This window comes from Thalassobius sp. MITS945101 (genome assembly GCF_047123305.1).
GTDB lineage: Bacteria > Pseudomonadota > Alphaproteobacteria > Rhodobacterales > Rhodobacteraceae > Thalassobius.
Genome location: NZ_CP138918.1, coordinates 2,229,198 through 2,253,858, shown reverse-complemented (window position 1 = coordinate 2,253,858; position 24,661 = coordinate 2,229,198). Strand labels below are relative to the sequence as shown.

The 24,661-nt window shown below is 60.3% G+C and carries 20 protein-coding genes and 1 pseudogene; 9 read left to right on the top strand and 12 right to left on the bottom strand.

Going from position 1 to position 24,661, the window contains the following annotated elements:
• Nucleotides 1-22: 22 nt before the first annotated feature.
• From SIC14_RS11295 to SIC14_RS11285, 3 genes are all read right to left on the bottom strand, one after another.
• A complete protein-coding gene (locus SIC14_RS11295; RefSeq protein WP_412562037.1) occupies nucleotides 23-889 on the bottom strand; it encodes a 50S ribosomal protein L11 methyltransferase in 867 nt (288 codons plus the stop codon).
• A 131-nt stretch (nucleotides 890-1,020) separates the two neighbouring features.
• Nucleotides 1,021-2,397 carry an MATE family efflux transporter gene (locus SIC14_RS11290; protein WP_412562036.1) on the bottom strand — a complete coding sequence of 459 codons (1,377 nt, stop codon included), beginning with the start codon at nucleotides 2,395-2,397 and terminating at the stop codon, nucleotides 1,021-1,023.
• Between the two features lie 22 nt (nucleotides 2,398-2,419).
• Nucleotides 2,420-3,655 (bottom strand): MFS transporter, encoded by a 1,236-nt coding sequence (locus SIC14_RS11285; RefSeq protein ID WP_412562035.1) that lies wholly within the window; start codon nucleotides 3,653-3,655, stop codon nucleotides 2,420-2,422.
• A 294-nt stretch (nucleotides 3,656-3,949) separates the two neighbouring features.
• On the opposite strand from SIC14_RS11285, the gene SIC14_RS11280 reads away from it, so the two are divergent.
• Nucleotides 3,950-5,023, top strand: a complete 1,074-nt coding sequence (locus SIC14_RS11280) for a YeeE/YedE family protein (RefSeq protein ID WP_412565857.1) — start codon at nucleotides 3,950-3,952, stop codon at nucleotides 5,021-5,023.
• On the opposite strand, the gene SIC14_RS11275 is transcribed toward SIC14_RS11280, so the two are convergent.
• Nucleotides 5,017-7,227, bottom strand: coding sequence for a primosomal protein N' (locus tag SIC14_RS11275; protein WP_412562034.1), 2,211 nt, complete (start codon nucleotides 7,225-7,227; stop codon nucleotides 5,017-5,019). The genes SIC14_RS11280 and SIC14_RS11275 overlap by 7 nt on opposite strands.
• Before the next feature lie 106 nt (nucleotides 7,228-7,333).
• Between SIC14_RS11275 and fsa the strand changes: the two genes are divergently transcribed.
• The 4 genes from fsa (at nucleotide 7,334) to SIC14_RS11255 (ending at nucleotide 10,613) form a co-directional block, all read left to right on the top strand.
• Nucleotides 7,334-7,987 (top strand): fructose-6-phosphate aldolase, encoded by a 654-nt coding sequence (gene fsa, locus SIC14_RS11270; RefSeq protein WP_412562033.1) that lies wholly within the window; start codon nucleotides 7,334-7,336, stop codon nucleotides 7,985-7,987.
• 264 nt (nucleotides 7,988-8,251) lie between these two features.
• Entirely contained in the window at nucleotides 8,252-8,956 is a 705-nt protein-coding gene (locus SIC14_RS11265) for a DUF484 family protein (RefSeq protein ID WP_412562032.1), read from the top strand.
• Complete coding sequence (locus SIC14_RS11260) at nucleotides 8,953-9,894, top strand: tyrosine recombinase XerC (RefSeq protein ID WP_412562031.1); 942 nt, start codon at nucleotides 8,953-8,955, stop codon at nucleotides 9,892-9,894. Before SIC14_RS11265 ends, SIC14_RS11260 begins: the two co-directional genes overlap by 4 nt.
• A gap of 14 nt (nucleotides 9,895-9,908) precedes the next feature.
• Nucleotides 9,909-10,613, top strand: a complete 705-nt coding sequence (locus SIC14_RS11255; protein WP_412562030.1) for a CDP-alcohol phosphatidyltransferase family protein — start codon at nucleotides 9,909-9,911, stop codon at nucleotides 10,611-10,613.
• A gap of 245 nt (nucleotides 10,614-10,858) precedes the next feature.
• Here the strand turns inward: SIC14_RS11255 and SIC14_RS11250 are convergent, their stop codons facing one another.
• The 3 genes from SIC14_RS11250 to SIC14_RS11240 form a co-directional block, all read right to left on the bottom strand.
• Nucleotides 10,859-11,311 (bottom strand): methylated-DNA--[protein]-cysteine S-methyltransferase, encoded by a 453-nt coding sequence (locus SIC14_RS11250; RefSeq protein ID WP_412562029.1) that lies wholly within the window; start codon nucleotides 11,309-11,311, stop codon nucleotides 10,859-10,861.
• Nucleotides 11,312-11,373: 62 nt separating this feature from the next.
• Nucleotides 11,374-14,301 (bottom strand): isoleucine--tRNA ligase, encoded by a 2,928-nt coding sequence (ileS, locus tag SIC14_RS11245; protein ID WP_412562028.1) that lies wholly within the window; start codon nucleotides 14,299-14,301, stop codon nucleotides 11,374-11,376.
• 547 nt (nucleotides 14,302-14,848) lie between these two features.
• Complete coding sequence (locus tag SIC14_RS11240) at nucleotides 14,849-15,025, bottom strand: hypothetical protein (RefSeq protein WP_412562027.1); 177 nt, start codon at nucleotides 15,023-15,025, stop codon at nucleotides 14,849-14,851.
• A 363-nt stretch (nucleotides 15,026-15,388) separates the two neighbouring features.
• On the opposite strand from SIC14_RS11240, the pseudogene SIC14_RS11235 reads away from it, so the two are divergent.
• Nucleotides 15,389-15,797 (top strand): annotated as a pseudogene (locus tag SIC14_RS11235) (group III truncated hemoglobin).
• Between the two features lie 7 nt (nucleotides 15,798-15,804).
• Here the strand turns inward: SIC14_RS11235 and SIC14_RS11230 are convergent.
• Genes SIC14_RS11230 through SIC14_RS11220 form a run of 3 tightly spaced genes read right to left on the bottom strand, consistent with a single transcriptional unit; the run spans nucleotide 15,805 to nucleotide 18,694 of the window.
• Nucleotides 15,805-16,833, bottom strand: a complete 1,029-nt coding sequence (locus SIC14_RS11230; RefSeq protein ID WP_412562026.1) for a YcjF family protein — start codon at nucleotides 16,831-16,833, stop codon at nucleotides 15,805-15,807.
• Complete coding sequence (locus SIC14_RS11225) at nucleotides 16,830-17,279, bottom strand: N-acetyltransferase family protein (protein ID WP_412562025.1); 450 nt, start codon at nucleotides 17,277-17,279, stop codon at nucleotides 16,830-16,832. Before SIC14_RS11225 ends, SIC14_RS11230 begins: the two co-directional genes overlap by 4 nt.
• A complete protein-coding gene (locus SIC14_RS11220; protein WP_412562024.1) occupies nucleotides 17,276-18,694 on the bottom strand; it encodes a YcjX family protein in 1,419 nt (472 codons plus the stop codon). Before SIC14_RS11220 ends, SIC14_RS11225 begins: the two co-directional genes overlap by 4 nt.
• A gap of 154 nt (nucleotides 18,695-18,848) precedes the next feature.
• Here SIC14_RS11220 and truA point away from each other — a divergent pair, with 154 nt between their 5' ends.
• A complete protein-coding gene (truA, locus tag SIC14_RS11215) occupies nucleotides 18,849-19,637 on the top strand; it encodes a tRNA pseudouridine(38-40) synthase TruA (protein ID WP_412562023.1) in 789 nt (262 codons plus the stop codon).
• 109 nt (nucleotides 19,638-19,746) lie between these two features.
• Here truA and SIC14_RS11210 read toward each other — a convergent pair whose 3' ends face one another.
• Together SIC14_RS11210 and SIC14_RS11205 are read right to left on the bottom strand one after the other, a co-directional pair.
• The gene (locus SIC14_RS11210; protein WP_412562022.1) at nucleotides 19,747-20,511 is read right to left on the bottom strand and encodes a LamB/YcsF family protein; all 765 of its coding nucleotides are present in this window, start codon (nucleotides 20,509-20,511) and stop codon (nucleotides 19,747-19,749) included.
• Nucleotides 20,512-20,582: 71 nt separating this feature from the next.
• Nucleotides 20,583-21,851 (bottom strand): NAD(P)/FAD-dependent oxidoreductase, encoded by a 1,269-nt coding sequence (locus tag SIC14_RS11205; RefSeq protein WP_412562021.1) that lies wholly within the window; start codon nucleotides 21,849-21,851, stop codon nucleotides 20,583-20,585.
• A gap of 334 nt (nucleotides 21,852-22,185) precedes the next feature.
• Here SIC14_RS11205 and SIC14_RS11200 point away from each other — a divergent pair, with 334 nt between their 5' ends.
• Together SIC14_RS11200 and SIC14_RS11195 are read left to right on the top strand one after the other, a co-directional pair.
• Nucleotides 22,186-22,884: a hypothetical protein gene (locus tag SIC14_RS11200; protein WP_412562020.1), complete on the top strand. Its 699-nt coding sequence runs from the start codon at nucleotides 22,186-22,188 to the stop codon at nucleotides 22,882-22,884.
• Between the two features lie 46 nt (nucleotides 22,885-22,930).
• The gene (locus tag SIC14_RS11195) at nucleotides 22,931-24,661 is read left to right on the top strand and encodes a CHAT domain-containing protein (RefSeq protein WP_412562019.1); all 1,731 of its coding nucleotides are present in this window, start codon (nucleotides 22,931-22,933) and stop codon (nucleotides 24,659-24,661) included.

The following is a 24,661-nucleotide window of genomic DNA, read 5'->3' as shown; positions in this document are numbered from 1 at the left end:
GCAATTGCGTCTGAAATCGCCTTTATTTCTTGAGCGTGAGCGTGGTCCATTCACCAATCTCCTCGCGATGCACCAGATTGATGCCATTGCGTGCATAAACGCCAATCACTTCATCCGCCTGCTCATTCAGGATGCCAGACAGAATCGCGTAGCCCCCCTCTTGCAGGCTTTTGGCCATATCCGGCGACAGGTCGATCAGCGGGCCTTTCAGAATGTTGGCAAAGACCAGATCAAACGGCGCGGCCTCTGCCAGCACCGGCGCGTCAAAGCCCGCCGCCACCACGCAGTTGACTCGCCCCTCGAGGTTGTTGACCTTCACATTGGCCTCTGCCACCTCAACAGCCACGGGATCAATGTCGCTGGCCAAGGCCGGGTTCGGCCAGATCCGCGCCGCCGCCATCGCCAGCACTGCCGTACCACAGCCAATGTCGGCCACGTTTTCGCAAGCAATGCCCTGCTGGTCCAGCCGGTCCAGCGCCAGCAGACAGCCCTGTGTGGTGCCATGATGGCCAGTGCCAAATGCCATCGCTGCCTCAATCAACAAAGGCTCACTGTTTTCCGGCACATTATCCGCGTCATGGCTGCCGTAGACAAAGAACCTCCCGGCCTCGACCGGGGCCAGTTCACGTTTCACCTTGGCCACCCAGTCGGTTTCCGGCAGCTCGGAAATGGCAAAGGGTTTGGCGTCAAAGGCGGCCGCCAGAACCGCCAGCCCGGCCTGATCCGGGGCCTCGACAAAATAGGCACCCACTTCCCACAGCCCCGAGCCATCCTCAATCTCAAAGACACCAACGCCGGTCGGTTCAGGCTCCAGTCGCTCCATCGCCTCCCCCAGGGCCTCGGCGGGCGCTTTTCCGGTCAGGGTGGTCAGGGCGGTATAGGTGGGCATTGCGGGCCTCCAGGGCAGGGTCATCAGGAAATCTCTCCTCGCAGCGCCTAAGGCCCGCCCCCGCCCGGGTCAAGCCTTAGTCCTTTATTAACCGGCACTGGGCGCACGCCCGGCACAGGCCTGTGTAAGGCCTAAGCTTTCGCCTCGGCACTGTCGCCACCTACACGCGGCTTATCGATGCCACGGCCTGACTTCACGTGGCGCCAGGCCACCCAGGCAGCAATGACGCCCACAACTGTGTTGGCCAACGCCTGGGCCCAGATCACCCCGGCCGCGCCAAACAGCGCCCCCATGCCAAAGGCCAGCGGGGCCATCAGAATGCCATCGCGGCTCCAGTTTGCCAGCGTTGCCCACACCGGCTTGCCCAGGTTGTTGAACGTGGCATTGGCCACAAACAACGCGCCGGTAAAGACAAAGGTCCCCGCAGCATAGTAGCTGAAGGTCTTCACGATCTCGGTGCCTTCCGGGCTGAGCCCAAATCCGCTGGCGATCATATCGGCAAACGCAGCCATCAAGGCCCAGGTCACACCGGTGTAGAGCGCGCAGAAAATCAGCGAGTCCTTATAGGCCTGCTGCACACGGTCGCCCAAACCGGCCCCGGCGTTCTGCCCAATGATGCCGCCGATGGCCCCCGACAAGGCATAGATGCCGCCAAAGCCCAGGATGGTCAGACGCGACACAACGCCAAACCCCGCCACTGCACTGTCGCCATGCTCGGCAATAGCGCGGATCAACAGCCAGTTGCCAAAGGGCGTCGCCAACTGAGTGGCCACCGCTGGCAGGGCAATGGCCATATAGGGTGCCAGAAACGCCACAAAATCCCAACGCCGCGGAGCCGCCAGCATATTGTGGGTCGCAATGACCCAATAGATACCAACCAGTGCCATCGCCCCACGCGACGCCACAATCGCCCAGGCCGCGCCATCAACGCCCCAGTCGAAATAGATGATGAACAGCGGGTCCAGCACCACTGCCACCAGGCCACCAATCACGGTCACCATCATCGACCGCCAGGCATCCCCGACCGCCCGCACAATGGCCGAGGCACACATGCCTGCCGCCATAATGGGCAACGAGGGTAAAGAAATCGTTAAGAAATCCTGCGCCACCTGCAAAGTTTCCCCGGTTGCCCCGGTCAACCGCAGCAAAGGCTCCATAAAGATGTAGGTCAGCAGCGCGATCAACGCCTGAATCGCCACCGAATAGATCAGGATCACCGTGGAAATACGCCGCGCCCGTGCGCCCTTTCCACGCCCCAATGTCCGACTAACCAGCGCCACCCCGGCAATCATCATCCCGATCGCAAAGGACAGCACAAAGAACTGGATCGTCGCGGCAAATCCGATCGCCGAGATCAGCATCTCGACCTTCAACTGGCTCACCCAAAAGAGCGCCAGAAAGTCGACCAGGAACATGAAGCTCAGCCCAAAGGCCGAGGTCATGGTCATCACCACCACATGTCGCATGGTAGAACCGGTGGTAAATCTTGCCTGTGGGGTCTGCGCCATATCGGCCTCCGTTCAGTCAGGTCTATTCAGCCGGCGCCGCACGGCGCAAACGGGCAAAAATGGTTTCGTTTCCAGGCTCTGGATGGCGCGGGATCAGGCAAGCCAATGCCAGCGAGGTTGCCGCCATGCCAGCCGCCAGCAGGAACACAGCCCCCGGCGACACCAGCCAAAGGTAGCCCAAGAGCGCTGGCAGGAACACGGCTGCTATATGGTTAATCGTGAAGGCCACGGCGGCTGTTGGCGCAATATCCCCCGGATCCGCAATTTTCTGAAAGTACGTCTTCAATGCCAGAGCCAAGGCAAAGAACATATGGTCCAGAACATAGAGGATCGAGGCCAGCAACACGCCCCAGCCAAACCAGTAAATGCCGCCATAGGCCAGGAACACAGAGACCAGGCCGACATATTCAAAGACAAGCGCGCGTCGTTCGCCCCAGCGGGCCACGATCTTGCCGAAAACCGGCGCCAAGATCATGTTGGCGACAAGATTGATCAGGTAGAGGCCGGTCACCTCATGCACATCGAAACCAAAACGTTCGACCATCATGAACCCGGCAAACACCACAAAGATCTGACGGCGTGCGCCCGCCATGAACTGCAATGCGTAATAGAGCCAGTATCGCTTGCGCAGGATGAACTTTTTCACCTGCGGGTTCGGGCTCTCAAATTGCGGGTAGGCAAAGTAACAGAACACGGCAACCAATGCCGTGGCCCCACCGGACAGCAGGTAGACAAAGTTATAGGTCAGCCCAAAGGTTTCCCAGCTGAGCACGATCAGAACATAGGCCACCAGAGTTGCGGCTGAGCCCGCCGCCATAATCCAACCCAAGGTCTGCGGCGCGCGGTCTTTGGGCAACCATTGCAGCTGCAGTGACTGGTTCACCGTCTCATAATAGTGAAACCCAATCGAGCTGAGCATGGTGATGGTCAGAATCCCGCCCATCGACGGGAACCAGGCCGTAATCGCCGTGGCCACCCCTAGCAGGGCAAGAGAGACGATGCCAAGGACCTGCTCGCGCACAAACATGATCAGCGCAATCACCCCAATTGCCAGGAACCCCGGGATCTCACGCACGGTATGCAGCCAGCCGATGTCCTTGCCATCAAACTGGGCCATTTCGATTACAAAGTTGTTCAGCAGGGCTGACCACGTCGAAAAGGCAACGGGCATCGCCGCAGCCATAAGGAACAACAGTGTAACGGGGCGACGCCACAGAGGCAGGCTCTGCGCGTTATCAAGGCGGACAATGTGTTTCATCCCTCGCCCATACGCCCAATTGGCACAAATTGCGAGGGCACGCCCCCCTGTGCAAACGCACAGTAGCCCCGTCAGAAACGCGCATAGGCGCGCTGAGGCAGAGAACCTTTAGACCATCATTGCTCCCTTCCGAAAATCCCAACCGGCGAATGAGCCCCATGCGCTGCCCAACCTCGGGGCCACCGTTTAGATAAATCAATTGCGTTAAATTCTGGTTACCGCCGCTGTTTCTGATGCAGATCAATTACATTCAAACAAACGATTGTGACCATGTTTGAAACAGAGGGCCGCAAAATGACATTGGTGCACATCGTTGAAACCCTAGGGGAGGCGCAAACGGCGACGCTTTTCGGATTGATCACTGGCCTCCTGTTCGGCGTTGCCGCGCAGCGATCCCGCTTCTGCCTGCGCGCCGCAACCGTCTCCTTTGCACGCGGCCAATGGGACGATCGCGTTGCGGTCTGGTTGCTCACCTTTTCAACTGCGGTGATTTGGGTGCAAACCGCTGACCTAGCGGGTTTTCTACACGCCGAAGACGCGCGCATCATGGCCGTTCCAGGCACCTGGTCGGGGGCCATTCTGGGCGGTTTGATGTTCGGCGCAGGCATGGTCCTGGCACGCGGCTGCTCAGGCCGTTTGCTGGTGTTGGCCGCGACGGGAAACCTCCGCGCCCTTGTTTCCGGACTGATCTTTGCCGTTGTGGCGCAAATGGCCCTGTCTGGCGTTTTGTCAAAACCAAGGGACTTTCTGGCTCAACTGTGGATCACCGAGGGCGGCAGAAATCTGGACGCGCTGACAGCCCTATCCCTCCCCCCAGGCAGCGGAATGTGGCTTGGCTTTCTCTGTGCTGGAATCGCACTCATTCTCAGTTACAGGAACAAAATTGGCCTGCAGCGTCTGTTCTTTGCCTCTGGGGTTGGGTTTTCCGTTGCAGTTGGCTGGGGGCTGACCCACGCGCTTTCGCGCGTCTCCTTCGATCCCGTTCAGATCGAAAGCGCTACTTTCACAGGGCCTTCTGCCCACACGCTCATGTTCTTTCTCGAGCGCAACACCGTTCTGGAATTCGACATTGGACTGGTGCCCGGCGTCTTTCTCGGGGCGTTTTTGGCGGCCATCGTTAATCGGGAATTCAGGTTTGAAGGCTATCAAGGCGTGGCCCCAATGCGGCGTGCGATTCTGGGGGCGGCCTTAATGGGATTTGGCGGCATGCTTGCGGGTGGCTGCGCAATCGGTGCAGGTGTGACCGGGGGATCCATTTTTGCGGCAACGGCGCTCTGTGCCCTTTTGTTCATGTGGATCGGCGCGATCCTCACCGACCTTCTGTTTGATCAACAGTCAGACGACTGCCCCCAAACGGCCACTCAATAGAAACTCTGCGGGTCAATATCGACGCTCAAGCGCACCTGCGGACCAATCCTGAACTGCTGCACCCACTGTGACAGCGCTTTCTGCAATGGCGCGCCTTTGTCCGCCTTAACCAGAAGGCGCACCCGGTGGCGCCCGCGAATGCGTGCAATCGGTGCCGGGGCCGGCCCAAAGACCTGCGCCCCCACCCTGTGCAGCGGGCCATTGCGACGGGCCATTTCCGCCCCAAGATCAAAGGCGTCCTGCGGATCAGGCGCGCTGATCACGATCCCTGCCATCCGCCCGAACGGGGGCACCCCGGAATGGCGCCGCTGATCCGCTTCGGCGCGCCAGAACTGTTCTTCATTGCCTGCCAGAATTGCACGGATCACCGGATGTTCGGGCTGATAGCTCTGCAACAGCGCCAACCCCTTCCGCTCCGAACGCCCTGCGCGTCCGGCAACCTGCCGCATCAACTGGAAGGTGCGTTCAGCCGCCCTAAGATCCGATCCTTGCAGACCCAGATCTGCATCGATCACCCCCACCAGGGTCAACAAAGGAAAGTTATGTCCCTTTGCAACCAACTGCGTGCCGATGATGATATCTGCGCCACCCGCCGCAATGTCGGCGATTTGCGCCTTAAGCGCACGGGCGCTGCCAAACATATCCGAACTCAAGGTGACAACCCGCTGATCCGGGAATTGTTCCGCCGCCTCCTCGGCCAGCCGCTCAACACCCGGACCAACGGGCGCAAGCTTGCCTTCAACCTCACAGTTCGGGCAGGCCTCAGGCATCGGTTTGCTCTCGCCACACTGGTGGCACTGAAGCCGTTTCTGAAAGCGGTGTTCCACCATGCGCGCATCACAGTGATCACAGGCGATCTGATGTCCGCAGGCTCGGCAAATTGTCACCGGCGCATAACCGCGGCGATTGATAAACAGCAGAGATTGCTCGCCTTTTTCTACCCGTTTCAGGACCTCTTGCCGCAGTCGTTCCGAGATCCAGCGATTTGAGGGTAGCTTTTCATCCCGCATGTCAATCGCGCACATCTCTGGCATCACCGATGGCCCGTAGCGGCTGGCAAGCGTCAGTTTCCCGTATTTCCCCGACTCCGCATTGGCCCATGTTTCCAACGAAGGTGTCGCGGTTGCCAATATGACCTGGGCGCCGCACAAATGGGCCCGCAAAACTGCCATATCCCGTGCGTTGTAAAGGACGCCATCCTCTTGTTTGTAGGAAGTGTCATGCTCTTCATCGACCACGATAAGCCCGAGATTTTGGTAAGGCAGGAACAAGGCAGAGCGGGCGCCGATCACCATCTGTGCGCCGCCCTGCCCGACCATCTTCCAGATTCGCCGCCGCTCGGTCATCGTCACACCCGAATGCCACTCGGCAGGTTTGGCGCCAAAGCGGGCCTCAACCCGGGTCAAAAACTCCGCCGTCAGGGCAATTTCTGGCAATAAAACAAGCGCTTGCCGCCCCTTCTCCAGACATTCAGCGACGGCCTCAAGGTAGACCTCGGTTTTGCCGGAACCAGTCACCCCATGCAGCAATGTGGTGCCATAGGTTTCGGCGGCGACGCCGGTGCGCAGGGTCGCCGCCGCGGTGTCTTGCGCCTCGGTTAAGTCTTTTCCTGCGTGGTTTGGATCCAACCTGGCAAACGGCAAATCGCGCGGTCGGTCCTCTTCCGATACCACACCTTGCGCAACTAGCCCCTTCACGACGGAGGCAGAAACCCCTGCAAGCTCGGCAACTTCCTTCAACGTAAACGACAGGCCGCCGTATTCTGTCAGTGCCTCAATCACCCGGGTCCGCGCGGTGGTCACCCGGTCAGGCGTTCCCTGACCCAGCCGGTAGATTTTTTGCATCGACGGCGGGTCGCTGAGCCCCGGCGCCCGGGTTGCAAGCCGCAACATGGACGACAACGGCGTGAGGGTATATTCCGCGCTGCGCAGTAGAAATTGTTGAAGCTCCTGCCGCATCGGTGCCACATCAAGAACCTTCAGAATTGTGCGCACTTTGGCGTAATCAAAATCCCCCTTGCCCGGGCCCCAGACAACACCCAGAACCTTGCGCGGCCCCAGGGGCACCTCAACAAATGCCCCCTGCCAGCAGCCACCTTCGGGCGCCTTATAATCGAGAATTCGATCCAGGGGTTGGGTTGTCAACACCCCAACCAAGGCACCCGTTTCGAAATATTCCTGATCCGGCGCAGCCTGAGTGCTCATATATTTTACCAGTCGAAATTATCCACGAGAGGGCTAGCCCCCCCCTGCGTCATGAGGTAAACGCTCTCTCGACAATAGCCAACCCGCGATACAAAAGGGAACGCCCATGAAATTCTTCGTAGATACCGCCGATATCGACGCCATTGCCGAGCTGAACGACCTGGGCATGGTGGATGGCGTCACCACGAACCCATCGATCATCAAAAAGTCTGGCCGTGATATTCTGGATGTGACCAAGGAAATCTGTGATCTGGTTTCGGGTCCTGTTTCTGCTGAGGTGACAGCCACTGAAGCCGATGCCATGATTGCCGAGGGCCGTAAACTGGTTGAGATCGCCGAAAACATCACTGTGAAAGTGCCGCTGACTTGGGATGGGCTGAAGGCTTGTAAGACGCTCAGCGACGAAGGCCACAAGGTGAATGTGACGCTCTGCTTTTCCGCCAATCAGGCACTGATCGCAGCCAAGGCTGGTGCAACCTTCATCAGCCCGTTCATCGGACGGCTGGATGACATTGCGTTGGATGGTATGGAGCTGATCGAAGACATCCGCACCATCTATGACAACTATGGGTTTGAAACTGAAGTTTTGGCAGCCTCCATTCGTTCCGTTAACCACGTGCAGGATTGTGCCCGTGTAGGCGCAGACGTCATCACCGCACCGCCCGCAGTGATCAAATCCCTTGCCAACCACCCGCTGACCGACAAAGGCCTTGCTGCTTTCCTGGCGGACATCGAAGCGGCAAACATCAAGATCCTGTAAGCAGCGTAGCCTGCAGACCTTAACATTTGATGAACGCCCCCTTGCTGAGTGGGGCGTTTTTCTTTGGCGCTGTCACCTGAGCCGTTGTGGATAAACCTGTGAATATTTTTTTCCACATGGAAACTCTGGTGCCGTACATTGAAAAATAAGACATTTTTCAATCCATCCACGCGAATGTCCCCGGATCTGGGCAGACGGCTCGAAAAACATGAGGAAATCCCTGAACACCTCTGGTAAGTTTGTAAAAAATACGTTGGCGGGCCTATGAGCACAGTGAAAATCGAAGACAACCTGCGAGAGACGATTATTTCGAAAGCTGACGTTATTCTGGACGATCAGGACCTGATGCACGCCCTCATTTCCGCCAACGAGCGGACGATGGGGGGCAATATTGTTGACCTGCGCGGTATCGCCATGGAGCGGCTGGAACACCGTTTGGATCGTCTTGAGGACACCCATCGGTCTGTCATTGCAGCCGCTTATGAAAATCTTGCCGGCACCAATCAAATTCATCGCGCAATCCTTCGCATGTTGGACCCGACTGAATTTGAAGGTTTCCTCAAGGATTTGTCGGGACCGGTTGCCGACATATTGCGGGTGGACAGTATCAAGCTGGTTCTCGAATCTGCGCAGAATGACCATGAACCTGCGGTCCAAAGGCTTGGCCAGGTTCTTTCGGTTGCAGAACCTGGCTTTGTGAGTAGGTTCCTGAACACCGGGCGCGCTGCCCCCGAACGACAGATCACATTGCGCCAAATGCAGAGTGGCGCGGAAGAAGTCCATGGCAACAAAGCAGAGTTTATGAAATCCGAAGCCTGTCTCCGGTTGGACTTCGGCCCTGGTCGCCTGCCGGGTCTGCTTGTGATGGGATCGGAAGATCCGCATCAGTTTACGCCGCAGCAGGGCACCGATCTTCTGGCGTTTTTCGCTGGCGTATTTGAACGTTCCATGCGGCGCTGGCTGTCGTGACGCTGATCTCGCCAGCCGCGCGGGATGCGTTGCAGCGCTGGCTGGAGGGCAAACGCGCGCTTAACGGCGCGTCTGAAAACACCATCGAGGCCTATCGTGGCGACGTTGCCGATTTCCTCAGCTTCATGACGGCTCACAAGGCCCAGCCTCAGGGCCTCACCGCCCTCAAGGCCATAACAATCAGCGACATGCGCGCCTGGATGGCACACCTGCGACGGGACGGCCTTTCCCCGCGCTCACTGGCGCGTAAACTCTCATCGGTAAAGAGTTTTTATCGTTGGCTGGCAGAAAGAGAAGGCTTTGAGCCGACCGCCGTCCTATCCACACGCGCCCCCAAGTTCGCCACCAAACTTCCACGCCCTCTGTCGCCCGAAAATGCGCGCGATGTTTTGGATATCGTTGACACCCAGGCAACAGAGGATTGGGTCGCCGCCCGCGATCTGGCCGTCATTGTGCTGCTTTACGGGTGCGGTCTGCGCATTTCCGAGGCCCTGTCGTTGTTGGGCAAAGATGCCCCTTTGGCAGAAACCCTGCGGATCAAAGGAAAAGGCAACAAAGAGCGCATCGTCCCGGTCCTGCCCGCCGCGCGAGAGGCTGTTGAACGGTATCAACGACTTAGCCCCTTTGATGATCTGCCCGATGCGCCGCTGTTTCGTGGCGTGCGCGGAGGAGCCCTCAACCCCCGCATGGTTCAACGCGTGATGGAACAGGCGCGCCTGCAGCTTGGCCTGCCAGCCAGTGCCACGCCCCATGCCTTGCGCCACAGCTTTGCCACCCATTTGCTTAACGCAGGGGGGGATCTGCGGGCGATTCAGGAGCTGTTAGGGCATGCTTCCCTGTCAACCACCCAAGCCTACACCGCTGTGGACTTGGAGCGCCTTTTGGACGTATATGACAATGCTCACCCCAAAGCCCATTCGGGTCCTGAAGCCTCATAATCTGGAAGCCCACCATGGCCTTATCGCGCGAAATTAAAGCATTAAGCGTCCACCTATTGACCGCCACCGGCGCTGTCTTCGCGATGCTCGCCATGCTGGCCGCAGTAAATGCGAAATGGGACCTGATGTTTTTGTGGCTGGTGGTGGCCTTTGCAGTCGACGGGATCGACGGCCCCCTGGCCCGGCGTTATCACGTCAAACACTATGCCCCCCAGTTCGATGGAGTGTTGTTGGATTTGATCATCGACTATCTGACATATGTCTTCATTCCCGCGTTTGCGTTGTTTAAATCCGGTCTTTTGCCGGGCTGGACAGGCTGGTTTGCGATCATCATCATCACCTTCGCCAGCGCCATGTACTTTGCTGATACAAGAATGAAAACAAAGGACAATTCCTTCTCTGGCTTCCCCGGATGCTGGAATATGGCGATCCTTGTTTTCTTTGCGATCGAGCCGAACTTTTACATCATTGTTGCGATTGTCGCAGTATTGGCGATCGCCATGTTCCTGCCACTGAAGTTCATTCATCCGGTCCGGACCGAACGCTGGCGCCTCGTCTCGCTCCCCGTTGCTCTGAGCTGGACCTTTTTTGCTGGCTGGGCGGCCTGGGTCGATTTCCATCCCGAAAGCTGGGCGCATTGGGGGCTGGTTATCACTTCGATCTACCTGATGCTGGTGGGGATCGCACAACAAATTATTCCGGCCCGGCACAACGCATAGTTATCCACTGGAGTGTTCGAATTGGACAACTCTGCTAGCGCATTCTGTGGAAAACCGCACCTTCAAACCGGTTATTGAGCAATCCGAAAATGGAGACATTCAGCTTGCAGTGACCCAATTGCGGTCACTGTTTGCCGATACTCCTGCCAATAAGTCTTTGACCGAAATTGATATTGGACAAGTTTCACTAAAGATCCGTAGTGTTACCTAAGCACCAAAGCAGCATCAGACAAGAACACGCAGAATTACAGCAAATACCCGCCCGCGCCTTCATGTACCAACAGGGCGACTTTGGTTTCACTGCCGCCTTCGCCCGAGAATCCCCCCAGACCTGTGGCAGACAACACCCGGTGACAGGGGATGATGACGGGAATGGGATTGGCGCCACAGGCTTGCCCAACGGGCTGCGCCGCCGCCCCCAGTTCCTTGGCAATATCCCCATAGGTCCGGGTTTTCCCAAATCCGATCGCCTGCATCACGGTACAAACTTGCTGCACAAAAGGGCTGACCTCTAACCGGAGTGGCAGATCAAACCGTTGCAGTCGCCCCGCAAAATAGGCCTGAATCTGGCTCTGCGCTTCGAGCAGAAGTGGGGTCGCATCCGTGCCAACCTCGCTCCAGCTCAACCGCGTGATACACCCGCTGTCTTCATGAACCGCAAGGGGGCCAACAGGGCTCTCAATACTCAAAGATGGCATGTTCCCTCCAAGAAAAAGGCCAGGCGTTAACCCGGCCTTATATCTAACACTGTAAACAAGCCTTAGCCCAGTGCGTCATTACATCGTTTACAGGTCGCCGCATGTGCGTGCTGACCAACATCAGGGAGGATTTTCCAACACCGCTGACATTTATCACCCTCGGCCTTTTCAAAAACCACGCCCACCCCTTCAACTTCTGGCAGGCGGAAGGCTTCGGCGGGCATCGGATCATTGGTCAAAGAGATCGCGGAGGTGATGCAGATATCGTCGAAGCTCACCGATTTTAGGGCATCCAGCATCTCCGCCTCGCGGATATGGACCACCGGCGCGGCCTCCAGCGAGGCACCGATCACCTTGTCGGTCCGCTGGACCTCTAGGGCTGCTGTGACCACACGGCGGGCCTGACGCACCTGCGCCCATTTGGCCGCCAGCGGCTCGTTCAGCCAATCGGCAGGGGTTTCGGGCATATCGGTCAGGTGAACCGAGTTCTCTTCACCAGGGAAGCGCTCCAGCCAGACCTCTTCCATGGTGAACACCAGAACTGGTGCCAGCCAGGTGGTCAGACGATGGAACAGGATATCCAGCACCGTGCGCGCTGCCTTGGCCCGCTCAGTATTGCCATCACAGTAGAGAACATCCTTGCGGATGTCGAAATAGAAGGAGGACAGATCGACCGTCGCAAAATTAAACACCGCTTGCCAAACGCCGTTGAAATCATAGCTCTGATAGCCAGTGCGCACCTTGTGATCCAGCTCTGCCAAACGGTGCAGAACCCATTGCTCCAACTCGGGCATATCTGCAGGCGCCACGCGATCGTCTTCGGAGAAATCCGAAAGCGAGCCGAGCATGAATCGCATGGTGTTGCGCAGGCGACGGTAGCTGTCAGCGGTGCCTTTCAGGATCTCCGGCCCAATCCGTTGGTCCGCCATATAGTCGGTCTGCGCCACCCAGAGACGCAGGATGTCGGCACCATATTGTTTGACCACGGTCTCAGGCACGATGGTGTTGCCGAGCGATTTGGACATCTTGTTGCCCTTCTCGTCCAGCGTGAAACCATGGGTGACCACATTGCGGTAAGGCGCACGGCCCTTGGTGCCACAGGCCTGCAGAAGCGAGGAGTGGAACCAGCCACGGTGCTGGTCGGTGCCTTCCATGTAAACATCGGCGATACCGTCCTCGGTGCCGTCTTCACGATCACGCAGCACAAAGGAGTGAGTGGACCCGGAATCGAACCACACATCCAACACGTCAAACACCTGATCGTAGTCCGCAGGGTTGGCCGCGTCGCCGATGAACCGCTCTTTGGCGCCCTCGGCGTACCAGGCATCCGCGCCGTCTGTTTCAAAGGCTTCCGAAATCCGGGCGTTCACCGCCGGATCGCGCAGCAGGAAGTCGGGATCAGTGGGCAGCGTGTCCTTCTTGGTGAAACAGGTCAGCGGCACACCCCAGGCACGCTGGCGCGACAGCACCCAGTCGGGGCGGCTTTCGATCATAGAATACAGGCGGTTGCGGCCGGTTTGCGGCCACCATTTCACCAGCTGATCGATCGAGTTCAGCGCCCGTTCCCGGATGGTTTTGCCCATCTCGTCCTGCCCGTCCCCGACCTCGCGGTCGACGCTGGCAAACCACTGCGGCGTGTTGCGGTAGATGATCGGCGCTTTCGACCGCCAGGAATGCGGATAGCTGTGGGTGATCCGGCCACGGGCGATGATGCCACCAGCCTCAACCAGTTTGGCAATTACGGCGTTGTTGGCTTTGCCTTCCTTGCCCTTGTGATCCAGGATCCGCAGACCTGCAAAGAACGGCACATGCGACAGGAATTCCGATTCCTCGCCAACGTTGTGGGTCATCCGGTCCAGCCAGTTGCGGGCCACAAAACATTCGTAGTCTTCCTGGCCGTGGCTGGGCGCAGTGTGCACAAATCCGGTACCTGCATCATCCGTGACGTGATCGCCGTCGATCATCGGGACCTCATAGTCCCAGAAACCTTCGGCGCCTTCCATGCCGTTGAAAGGGTGATCCAAGCGACCAATGTTACCCGGGTCCACATCTCGCTCGCGAGTGAATTTTGTTACACGCGACTTAACCAATGCATCTTCCGCCAGAGCATCGGCAAAGACGTAATAGTCACCAGGCTTGGTCCAGCTTTCTTCCTCAGTCGCATCAACACGGTAAAGGCCGTAAGCCACTTTCTCATTGTAAGCCACAGCCTTGTTCGACGGGATCGTCCATGGAGTAGTTGTCCAAATAACAACACGAGCTTCACAATCAAGAAGGTAAGTTCCATCCTCGACTTCGTTACCTTTAACTGTGCGGATTTTAAACGGCACCCAAATCGTGTGCGATTTGTGATCGTGATATTCGATTTCTGCCTCAGCCAGAGCGGTTTTTTCCACCGGCGACCACATCACAGGTTTCGACCCCTGATACAGCGTGCCGTTCATCAGGAACTTCATGAACTCCTCAGCGATCACCGCCTCGGCGTGGAAATCCATGGTCAGATAGGGCTTATCCCAATTGCCGGTGATGCCCAGACGTTTAAATTCTTCACGCTGGATCCCGACCCAATTGTCGGCAAAGGCACGGCATTCCTGACGGAAGTCGACGACGTCGACCTCATCTTTGTTTTTGCCTTTCTTGCGGTACTGCTCCTCGATCTTCCATTCGATCGGCAGGCCGTGACAATCCCAGCCCGGCACATAGCGCGCGTCAAAACCCATCATCTGGTGCGAGCGCACGATCATGTCTTTGATGGTCTTGTTCAGCGCGTGACCGATATGCAAGTGGCCGTTGGCGTAGGGCGGGCCGTCATGCAGGGTGAAGGGTTTGCGCGAGCCATCTTCGGCCTTCTGGCGCAGCTTGCCATAGACGTCGATGTCATTCCAACGCGCCAGCCAGCCGGGTTCACGTTTCGGCAGACCGGCCCGCATCGGGAAGTCGGTCTTGGGCAGGTTCAGCGTTTCTTTATATTCGGGGGTGTCGGCGCACATCTGGGGCGTCCTTCATCTCAAAGTCTTGATAAGGGGGAGAGGCGGCGCGGTATCCCATACGCCTTGTCCCGGCGGCTCGTTTAGATCAGAGCGCCGGGCTGATAATTCGAATAATGATCGCACGCATCATCATGTCCCCGCTTATAGGGCGCGGACGGCGGAGGGTAAAGCGCTCATCACCGGCCACGCGGGGCCAATCCCTACAAAAACCACAAGGAAAAAGGGACCACCTGACAGGTGATCCCCTTTTGCGTGCGCTGGCGGGTTGGGCCGGGAGGGGTTTCTGGCGCGCTGCCTCTGGCGGCTGGGTCTGGCTGGCGGGACCAAGCGGGCTGGGCCGGGCGTGTTGGATCTGGCTGGCGGGATCTGGCGGCGTGGCTGGCGAGCGGTGAGCTGGCGGGCTGCGGGGCTGGATCTTGCGAACGGGACCTTACGGACTGGACCTTGCGGGCTGGGCCTAGCAGGCGGGACCTGACGGGCTGGAGGGGGCGGGCTTGAGACCCTTTCTGGACCTTACGGGCGGGCTACGCGTCTTTTGCGGTGCGCCTTACGCCTTGGCGTCAAAGTGGCCACACCAATCGGTGGACTTCACCACTGGCCATTTCGCTTCCAGCTCGGCTTCGGTCAAGAAGGACGGCGGGTTGAAACGGCACAGGCCAGCCTGATCATCGGCTTTGGTGCGTTTGTCAAAAAAGGTGCAAGTGGTGCAAGCTTTGGCGGACATAAGGCTCTCCTAGTCATTTCTGGCTAGCGAGATCTGGCGGCGTGGCTTGCGGTGTGCTGGCTGCGTGGCGTGATCTGGCAGGCTGGATGGTGCTGGCCTTTGCGACCCTCACCAAGGTGTCTGTGGCACTATAGGTAGAATGAGTCGGCGCCTGGGTCAATCCGTCAATTCAGGTTTTTTCGTTTAATTTCAAATAGTTGACAGGTTAAGTCGGGAATTGAAACCCGATTATTTCCCTCGGAAACCCGCAAGCCCACGCCGTCTTTCTGCGGCGACGCGCCCCTTGTCGGCCCCGTGCATCGGGCATATCTCTGAAATCAAAGGAAAAGCGCGTGTCACGCCCGCGCCGCGAAGGAGAGCCCCATGGCCCAGATGCCCCCCCGCTTTGACATCACCCGCCCGGAGATCGAGCGTGTGGTTGCGGCCTTTTACGAACTGATCCGGCAGCATCCGGGTCTGGGACCGGTGTTTGCGGCCCATATCAGTGACTGGCCGCCGCATGAAGCCAAGGTGGCGAACTTCTGGGCCAATGCGATTCTGCATGAGCGCAGCTACGACGGAAAACCCGCTGCAGGTGCACCGTGAGGCGGGCAATGTGCATCCGGGGATGTTTGAAACTTGGCTGGGGCTGTTTGACCGGGTGCTGCGGCTGGAACTGCGTGCAGATCAGGCCGAGGCCTGGTCCGCACTGGCCCATAAAATCGGCCGCTCGCTGCGTGCCGGTGTGGTTGAAAAGGTCAAAAACAGCGACGGTATCCCGATGCTGCGCTGAGCCGCCGTCAGCCGTTCGATTTCCCACCGGTGAACAACCCGCCAAGCGCCGCGCCAACCATGCCGCTGACCGACGGACGTTTGCGCCGGTGAAACGGCAGGGGCCGGCAGACCTCCATCGCGGCGACGCCCACACGCACCGTCAAGGCGCCGTTCACCACGCCTTCGCCAAAGCGGCGTGATAATTTCGCCAGCAAACCACCGCCCGCAAGCGAGCCCAGCAGGTCATCACCAATCGCCACCGCTCCGGTGGCCACCAGATGCGCCATCACCGCCGAAAACAGCCGCCAGCTGCCAAGTGTTCCCGCCCGACCGCCATAGATCTCGGCCACCCGCCGGATCATCCGCAGGTTCGCCGTCAGCGCCGTCAACACATCCGCCAGCGCCAGTGGCACCAGCGCCGTCACCGTTGCAACCTGCCGCGCCGCCGCCTGCACCTCGGCCTCGGCCAATTTGTCCAGCGGTGTCAGCAACTCCTGCTCGGCCAGTCCCAGCAGGGCTTCGGCGTCAAACTGCTCTGCATGACGTTCGTCATACCGGCTGCGGGCCCAGTCCAGATCGGGGCGCTTTGCATAAAGCCGTATCAACGCTTTACTCACTTTCTGCGCCTTGCCCAGATCCGCCTCGGCCAGCGCCACCTCCGCGCCCCGTTGCAACGCCTCGACCCGGCCAAGTCGGGCCAGAGCCGCCAACTCTCCGATCAGCGCGAGAACCACCGCCAGCAGCAGCGCCACCCCAATGGCCGCAACGCCATAGCCGAGCACCGGCACCCGCGCGATCAGGCTGACCACGGCATCCCAGGCCGCCAACCCGGCCAAAGCCCCAAGGAACGACACCAAGAGCCCCAGAATCCAGCGCCCCAGCCGTGATGGCTTGCGCCCCGCCCAGGTGGCCGCTGCCTGCAACCCGGTTTGACGGGCCTCCAATGGCAGGCCCAGTTCCGGCACAGGTGCTGCGGCTTCGGGGCCCGCCACCTCTGGCGCATCTTCCAGATCGATCAGGATCGGCCCTTTGGCCTCTTGTGTTTTGTCACTCATCCCGCGGCCCCTCTCTGCCAGCGTAGCCGCACATCTGGCAGCCCTTCTTCGTTGCGTGCGCCGTCTGAACGTGCAACGTCGCGAAACCCTTCCCGCCGGTAGAACCGCCGCGCCCCTTCATTGGCCTCAAAGACCCAAAGCTCCAGAACCGAGGAAGCGACCTTGGCCTCTGCCAGAAACTGCACGCCAATCCCCTGCCCCTGCGCCTCCGCACGCAGATAGAGCGAGCAGATCTCGACGCCGTCCCGCGCCATGAACCCGAGTATCAATCCGTCACGCGCGGCCACCGTCACCCAGCCGCGATCAATCATCACACCGGCAAAACTGATGGTTTCCGCTTCGGAATAAAGCTTGGGCATCCATGTGGTGGCATGGTTGAACCGGTGCAGGATCGCCCCCACCCGTCCCGCGTCCAAAGGCGTGGCCGGGCGCAACACCACGTTCACAGCTTATCCCCGATCAGAAACTGCGCCGCCCGATCCAACCGGATATGCGGCGGCCCCTCACCGGGACGCAGCGACAAAGGCGCGGGCGCAAAGCGCATCACGGCATAGTCCTGATCCAGCCAGCTCTCCGCCCCTTTGCGCGCCGGCGACAGCAAATGCGCCGGATCTTCCGGCAGGGCACCGGGATAGAACGCCGCCCGTTTGCCGCTGTCCAGCAACAGCCCGCGCACGCAGTCGACCTCCTGACCTTGATGGTTCAGCCGCGCCTCAGTGGTGGTCCGCAACGCGGCCAGCGCCAATGCATGTGTTTCGGCCCCGGCAAAATCGGCCCGATGCCGCGCCTCCCGCAGAAGCGCCTGTAGAATGCCGGTCAAACGGGGATGCTGGCTGTGATGCAGATGGTCGGATTTGGTGGCGGCAAACAGGATCTTCTCCACCCGTTTGCCCCCCAGAAGCCGGGTTAGAAAGGCGTTACGGCCCGGTTTGAAGGCTCCCAGAATATCTGCCATCGACTGGCGCAGATCCTCTAGCGCACGTGGCCCGTTGTGGATCGCCCCCAGCGCATCCACCAGAACCACCTGCCGATCAATGCGGGCAAAGTGATCCCGGAAAAACGGTTTCACCACCTTGGCCTTATAGGCCTCATAGCGCCGCACCATTTCCCGCCGCAAACTGCCGCGCTGCGGGCGTCCTTCACCCGCAGGCAGCGGCGCAAACCCCAACACAGGGGAACCCGCCAGATCCCCTGGCAACAGGAACCGCCCCGGTGTGCAATCGGAATAGCCTGCCGCCCGCGCCGCCTGCAGATAGGTGGTAAAGGCCTTGGCCAGCCCCTGCGCTGTGGCATCTTCAAATGGCGCCTCCGGATCCACCGCAGCCAATGCCGCCAGATATTCGGTGGCCTGCGCCCGCCCTTCAAGACGGTCCAGCACATGTGCGCTCCAGTCCGCGAAACTCTTGTCCAGCAGCGACAGATCCAGAAGCCATTCGCCGGGGTAGTCGACAATATCCAGATGCACCGTCTGCGCCGATCGCATCCCCGCCAACAGCCCCGTCGGCCGCACCTTTAGCGACAGCCGCAATTCACTGACCCCCCGTGTATTGTCCGGCCAATGGGGCGTGGGGCCGGTCAGGGCGGCCAGATTTTCCTCAAAGGCAAATCGCGCAATGGTGTCATCCGGCTGCGGCTGCAAATAGGCCGCCTCGATCCGGCCGTCCGCCGCTGCCACCAGCTGCGGCATCCGGCCCCGATCCAGCAGGTTCGCCACCAGCGAGGTGATGAACACCGTCTTGCCCGACCGCGCCAGCCCCGTCACACCCAGACGGATCACCGGCTCAAACAGCGCTTCATTGACGCCATCATTCACCGCCTCCACCTGCCGTACCAGCGCATCTGCCACTCTGGAAATCACCAAATCCTTCAGACCCTTCCTAAGTCCTTCCCAAATCCTTCGTCGCCAAGATAGGCATGCCAGCGGTAATGTAAAACCGTTGCACATTCTTCTTGGTCCAAATATCCAAAAATTCCCCGCTCTTCCCAAACCGCAGCTTTTCGAGTATCGCCGCGCCATGCCCAGATATGCCCTTCTTGTCGAATACCACGGAGCCCCCTTTGCCGGATGGCAGCGCCAGGCCGACCAGCCCTCGGTACAGGGCGCGATCGAGGCCGCTCTGGCCAGGCTGGAACCGGGGGAGCACACCATTGCCGCCGCTGGCCGCACCGATGCCGGGGTGCATGCGCTGGCGCAGGTGGCCCATTGCGATCTGGCAAAAGACTGGGATCCTTTCCGCCTGTCTGAGGCGCTGAACTACCATCTGAAACCCGCCCCCGTCGCCATCACCCGCGCCGCCCGTGTTGCAGATGACTGGCACGCGCGGTTCTCGGCCCATGAAAGGCGCTATGTTTTCCGCCTGTTGATGCGCCGCGCCCCCGCCACCCATGATGCGGGGCTGGTGTGGCAAATCTCTCAGCAGATGGATGTGGACGCCATGCGCGAAGCGGCAGAGTATCTCATTGGGCTGCATGATTTCACCACCTTCCGTTCGTCGATCTGTCAGGCGGCCAGCCCGGTGAAAACACTGGACGCGTTGACAATCACCGAGGTGGACGGCTGGTCCGGCCCTGAGCTGCGCTTTTTCCTGCGCGCCCGCAGTTTCCTGCACAATCAGGTCCGCAGCTTTGTTGGCACGCTGGAACGGGTCGGCGCGGGTGCCTGGGAACCGGATCGGGTGCGTCAGGCGCTGGAGGCCTGTGACCGCGCCGCCTGTGGTCCGGTCTGCCCGCCACAAGGCCTCTATCTGGCCGGGGTCGGTTATGAGGACGATCCGTTCCCCGAAGCCCCCCTGCCGCAGGGTTGATTTGCGGTGATCTGCGCCGCGCTGTTGCGCAGGTGAGTATTTCGGGATCATTGAAAAGGGGCGCCGGTTCAGCGCCCCTTGGTAATGTCAGAGTGCCATCAAAACAACATCAGGTGCCGAAGGTTTTCACCTCGATCCCCGCGCCTTCCAGCGACTGGCGGACCGAGCGGGCGATTGCCACGGCCTCGGGCGTGTCACCGTGCAGACAGATCGTATCGATCTGGGTTTCGATATGTTTGCCGCTTTCGGTGATGATCGCCCCTGCCTTGACCATCTCGGCAATGCGGGGGCCGGCGATGTTCGCGTCATGGATCACCGCGCCGGGTTTGGAGCGGTCAACCAGCGTGGCATCGTCATTGTAGGCGCGGTCGGCAAAGATCTCGCCCACGAATTTTGCACCCAGCTCTTCCACGGCGCGTTGCTGCGCGGTTGCGGCCAGCACCATGATGATGATGTCCGGCGCCACCGACAGGGCGGCCTCGTAGCAGGCGCGCGCCATCGCCTGGTCTTCGGAACACATATTGGCCAGCGCGCCATGTAGTTTCAGATGGCGCACTTCGCTGCCGGCGGCCCGCGCCATCGCCTGTGCGGCGCCGATCTGATAGCGCACCTGATTGGCCAGCGTGGCATGGGGCACCTGCATCCGGTAGCGGCCAAAGCCGCGAAGGTCGTCAAACCCGGGATGTGCGCCGATGCCAACGCCATTGGCTGCGGCCAGTTTCATAGTCTGCAACATCACATCGGGGTCACCGGCGTGAAACCCGCAGGCCACATTGGCCGAGGTTACAATCCCCAGCAGCGCCGAGTCATCGCCCAGGCTCCAGGCGCCATAGCTTTCGCCCATATCCGCGTTCAGATCGACAGTCAGCCCCATGGCTCCCTCCTAGATTGATGTGCCCCCGTTGTGACAGGCTATGTGGGCCAGTGCAATTGGCGGATGTGGCTTTAGTGGAACCTGTCCGGCCGATAGGGCGCCATATCCAGATTGGGGGTCTGGCCCGACAGCATTTGCGCCAGCAACCGGCCGGTTTTGGCCCCGCCCGTCAGCCCGATATGTTGATGGCCCAGCCCCATATAGGCGCCTTCCACCCCCGGCACCGCGCCGATCACCGGCACGGAATCGCTTAAGGTGGGGCGATGGCCCATCCACTCGGTCTCTTCGTCCCAGGTGAGATCCGGCAGCACCTGCGCCAGATGGCGGCGCAGCAGCTTGAACGGGGCCTCGGACGGTCCCGCCTTCAGCCCGCCCAGCTCGACAATGCCCGCCAGCCGCAACCGCCCCTCCATCGGGGTCATCACAAAGGACCCGGCAGAAACCATGACCGGCCCTTTCGGCATCTTCGAAGGGTTCCACAGTTCGATATGGTAGCCGCGCTCCGTTTCCAGCGGCAGGGCAAGCCCCAGATCTTTGGCCAGGGGTCCGGACCAGGCACCTGCCGTCAGCACCATCGCATCACAGGCCAGAGTTTCGCCGCCCAGGCGCAGCCCCGTGACCTTGCCGCCTTCCCGCAGCACAGCCTCAACCGCACCGATCCGCAGGACCCCACCTGCCGCAACCACATGATCCGCCAGCGCCTTCACATAGGCGCCGGGATCGCTGATCCGGCCATGATCCGGCACAACCGCGCCAAGGCCGTCTTTTCCAGCAAAGATCGGATCATAACCCGCCAAAGCCGCGCCTTCATATTCAGTGGGATGGAAGCCAAGGCCGGTTTTGATGTCCCAGCTGTAGCGCCCTGCCTCATAGGCGGCACGGGAGCCGTAGTAATACATGTAGTCCGTCGGCACGATCCACGGCTCTGCACCGGTCCCCGCCGCCAGCGCCTGATGATCGGCCAGACTGTCGCCAATGATCGGAAACAGCGCTTTTGCCGCCGCGCGCGTCTTGGTGTCGGTGGCATGGGACATGAACCGCAAGAGCCAGGGGGCGATTTTCGGCAGGTAGGACCAACGCAGAAACAGCGGGCTGTCCGGGCGCAACACCATCCCCGGCGCTTTGGTCCAGAGGTCCGGCGTGGTCACAGGCACCACCGCCGAAGAGGCCAAGAGCCCGGCGTTGCCAAAGGATGTGCCCGCCGCTGGCCCGTCGCGGTCGATCAGGATCACCCGGTGTCCCGCCCGCTGCGCCCAGATCGCGGTGGAGACCCCCACGATACCAGCACCCACAATGGCAACGGTTTTGGCCCCGCCCGACTGTTCCGCCCCGTTCAACATTGCATTTCCCCGAAAGCACCAGAATTGCTCCGCAGAGTAGCGGTTCTTAACCGCATGAAAAGACCGCAATTCCCACAACGCCCCGGCCGGTGTCAAAAGGGATTCGCTACCCGGATTAGATCGGCGCAACCAAGCTGGGTTTCATCAACCACAGGCCGATTGGCAGCCGCAGAAACGCGCCAAATAGTCGAATACCCCTTGTTTTACTGTGCAGATGTCAGGATTTGTCACCAAATCCCACCTTCTCAAACCGCGCCTCCGTTGTAAGCTTTCCCTACGGCAATTTCCGCCCGTAGCACCCACGTGCTGCCACGATTTCACGAAAGGACACAGAATGACTGCCAGACGTTTTGCCCTCTCAACCACGCTCTTTGCGGCCCTCACCTTTGCCGCGCCCAGCTTTGCAGACAAAACCGGCGCAAACGCCGATCCCGGCACGCCCGGCGCTGACAGCGCGGTGGCGCAGTTGACCATGGCGCAGGAGCTTTACGCCTATGGGATAGAGGCCAATGACCCGCTGGCCATGTTGACCGCCGCCCGCATCACCGGATCGATCAGCACCGAAGATGTGGTCCGCGAAGCCAAGACGGAAATGATTGCAGGCCTTGATGTGACCGAAGAAGGCGAGGGTGTCGACGCCCCAGTGGATGCAGCCATGATGCTGGCCGCAGCCAAAGACGCGGCGGGCGAAGACCCGGCCCTTCTGGCGCTGATTGAAGACGCCGAGGCCGAAGGGTCGCGCGGGCGCATTGGCGGACCGTCAAAGACCCTCAGCCGCCTGCGCGCGGGTCATACAGATGTCTTTGAGGTGCCCTTCTACGGTGGCCGCCTGGCAGAGCTGGCGATCCTGGGCGACGGGGACGCGGATCTGGACCTTGTGGTGACCGATGAAAACGGCAACACCATCTGTCTGGACCGCAGCTTCTCGGACAAGCTCTATTGCTCCTTCACCCCGCGCTGGGATGGCTATTTCTATGTCGGTGTCAAAAACATGGGCCGCATTCGCAACAGCTACTACATCCTGACCAACTGATCTGGTGAGGGGCTGCGCTGCGCGGCCCCTCCGGTACCCCTGCCCGATGACCTTCCGTTGGATCAAATCCCTTGGCCTGCTGCTGGCCCTCACCTGCGCCCCAACGGTGCAGGCACAGGAAACGACGCAACCCACCCGCGCTGAGGTGATGGAGCGGGTGTTCCTCACCGCGCAGTCGGCCCAGACCTCGGTGGCGGGCAAAGCGCTGTCGCAAGCCGCCGCCCGCATTGCCGCAGGCAGCGAAGATCTGGCCGCCCTGCTGCGCGAACGGCAGGACACCGTGGACGGGTTGCAGGTGCTGATTGATCAATTGGCCGAGACCGCGCAGGACAGTGGCATTGCCGCCGAAAACCGGGTCACAACATTGGAATTTGCCATCAACGGTGCCCGTGCGCGGATCAAGAAACTGGACCGCACGCTGGAACAGGACTTCCCCGAGTTTCGCGAGTTGACCAACCCCGCACCGCTGACCTTTGCCGAGCTGCGCAGCCTGCTGCGTCCGGACGAAGCCCTGTTGATGAGTTTCACCGATCAGAGCTGGACCTATGTTTGGGCGATCAGCACCGACGGAGCCGACTGGCACCGCGCCGATTTTGGCGATCAAAGCCTTGAGGACATGGTGCAGACCCTGCGTCGCCAACTGTCCGTGACCGAGGACAACCGTGCCGGCAAAGCCCTCAAGAAGAAATCAATCACCTCCAGCCGTGCTAGTTTTGACCGCCAGACCGCGCATCGGATCTATCAGAAACTGTTTCAGCCGCTGGGACATGTCTTTGGCGGGGCGTCGCACCTGATGCTGGTGGTCGACGGCCCAATGACCAGCCTGCCCCCCGCTGTTCTGGTCACCCAGCCGCCCGAAAACGGTACAGATCCCGCCCAAAGCCTGCGCGATACCGATTGGATGATCCGCCACCACGCGCTGACCACCCTGCCCACGGTTTCGGCCCTGCGCACGCTGCGCCGCGCCCGCCCGCCGGAACGCAAAGGGGCGGTGCAGCCGTTTCTGGGCTTTGGCGATCCGGTGCTGGGCTACCGGCTGACCGCCGATGCCGCCGCAGCACAGGACAGCACGCAAGATACCGCAACCGACACCGTGGTCACACGTGGCATCTACAATGACGTCACCCAAGTGGCCGATCTTGCCCCGCTGCCCAACACGTCACGCGAATTGCGCCGGCTGGCAGAAACCATGGGCGTGGGCGAAGAGGCGCTCTACCTCTCCCGCGCAGCCACAGAAACCGCGGTGAAACAGGCGGACCTGTCCAAGGCTGAGGTGCTGGCCTTTGCCACCCACGGGCTATTGGCGGATGGGCTGCCCGGCCTGACCGAACCGGCCCTTGTCTTTACCCCACCGGATCAGCCCAGCGCAGTGGATGACGCCCTGCTTACCGCTTCGGAGGCGGCTGAACTGAAGCTTTCGGCCAAACTGGTAATCCTTTCGGCCTGTGACACCGCAGGCAGCGATGGCACCCCCGGTGCCGAGGGTCTATCGGGGCTGGCACGGGCCTTCATCTATGCCGGTGCGCGGGCCATTCTGGTGTCGCATTGGCCAGTGGATGACTATGCGGCTTCGGCGCTGACAACGGGGATGCTGGAACGGATGCAGGGTGCTGAGGACGGGGGCGAAAACAGGGAAGAAGACGGGGATCCCGCCACCCGCGCCCAGGCACTGCGGGCCTCAACCCTTGCGCTGATGGCCGACCCGCGCGAAGCACGGTTCGCCCACCCCCGGATCTGGGCCCCGTTTGTGGTTGTCGGCGAAGGCGGCGCCGACTGA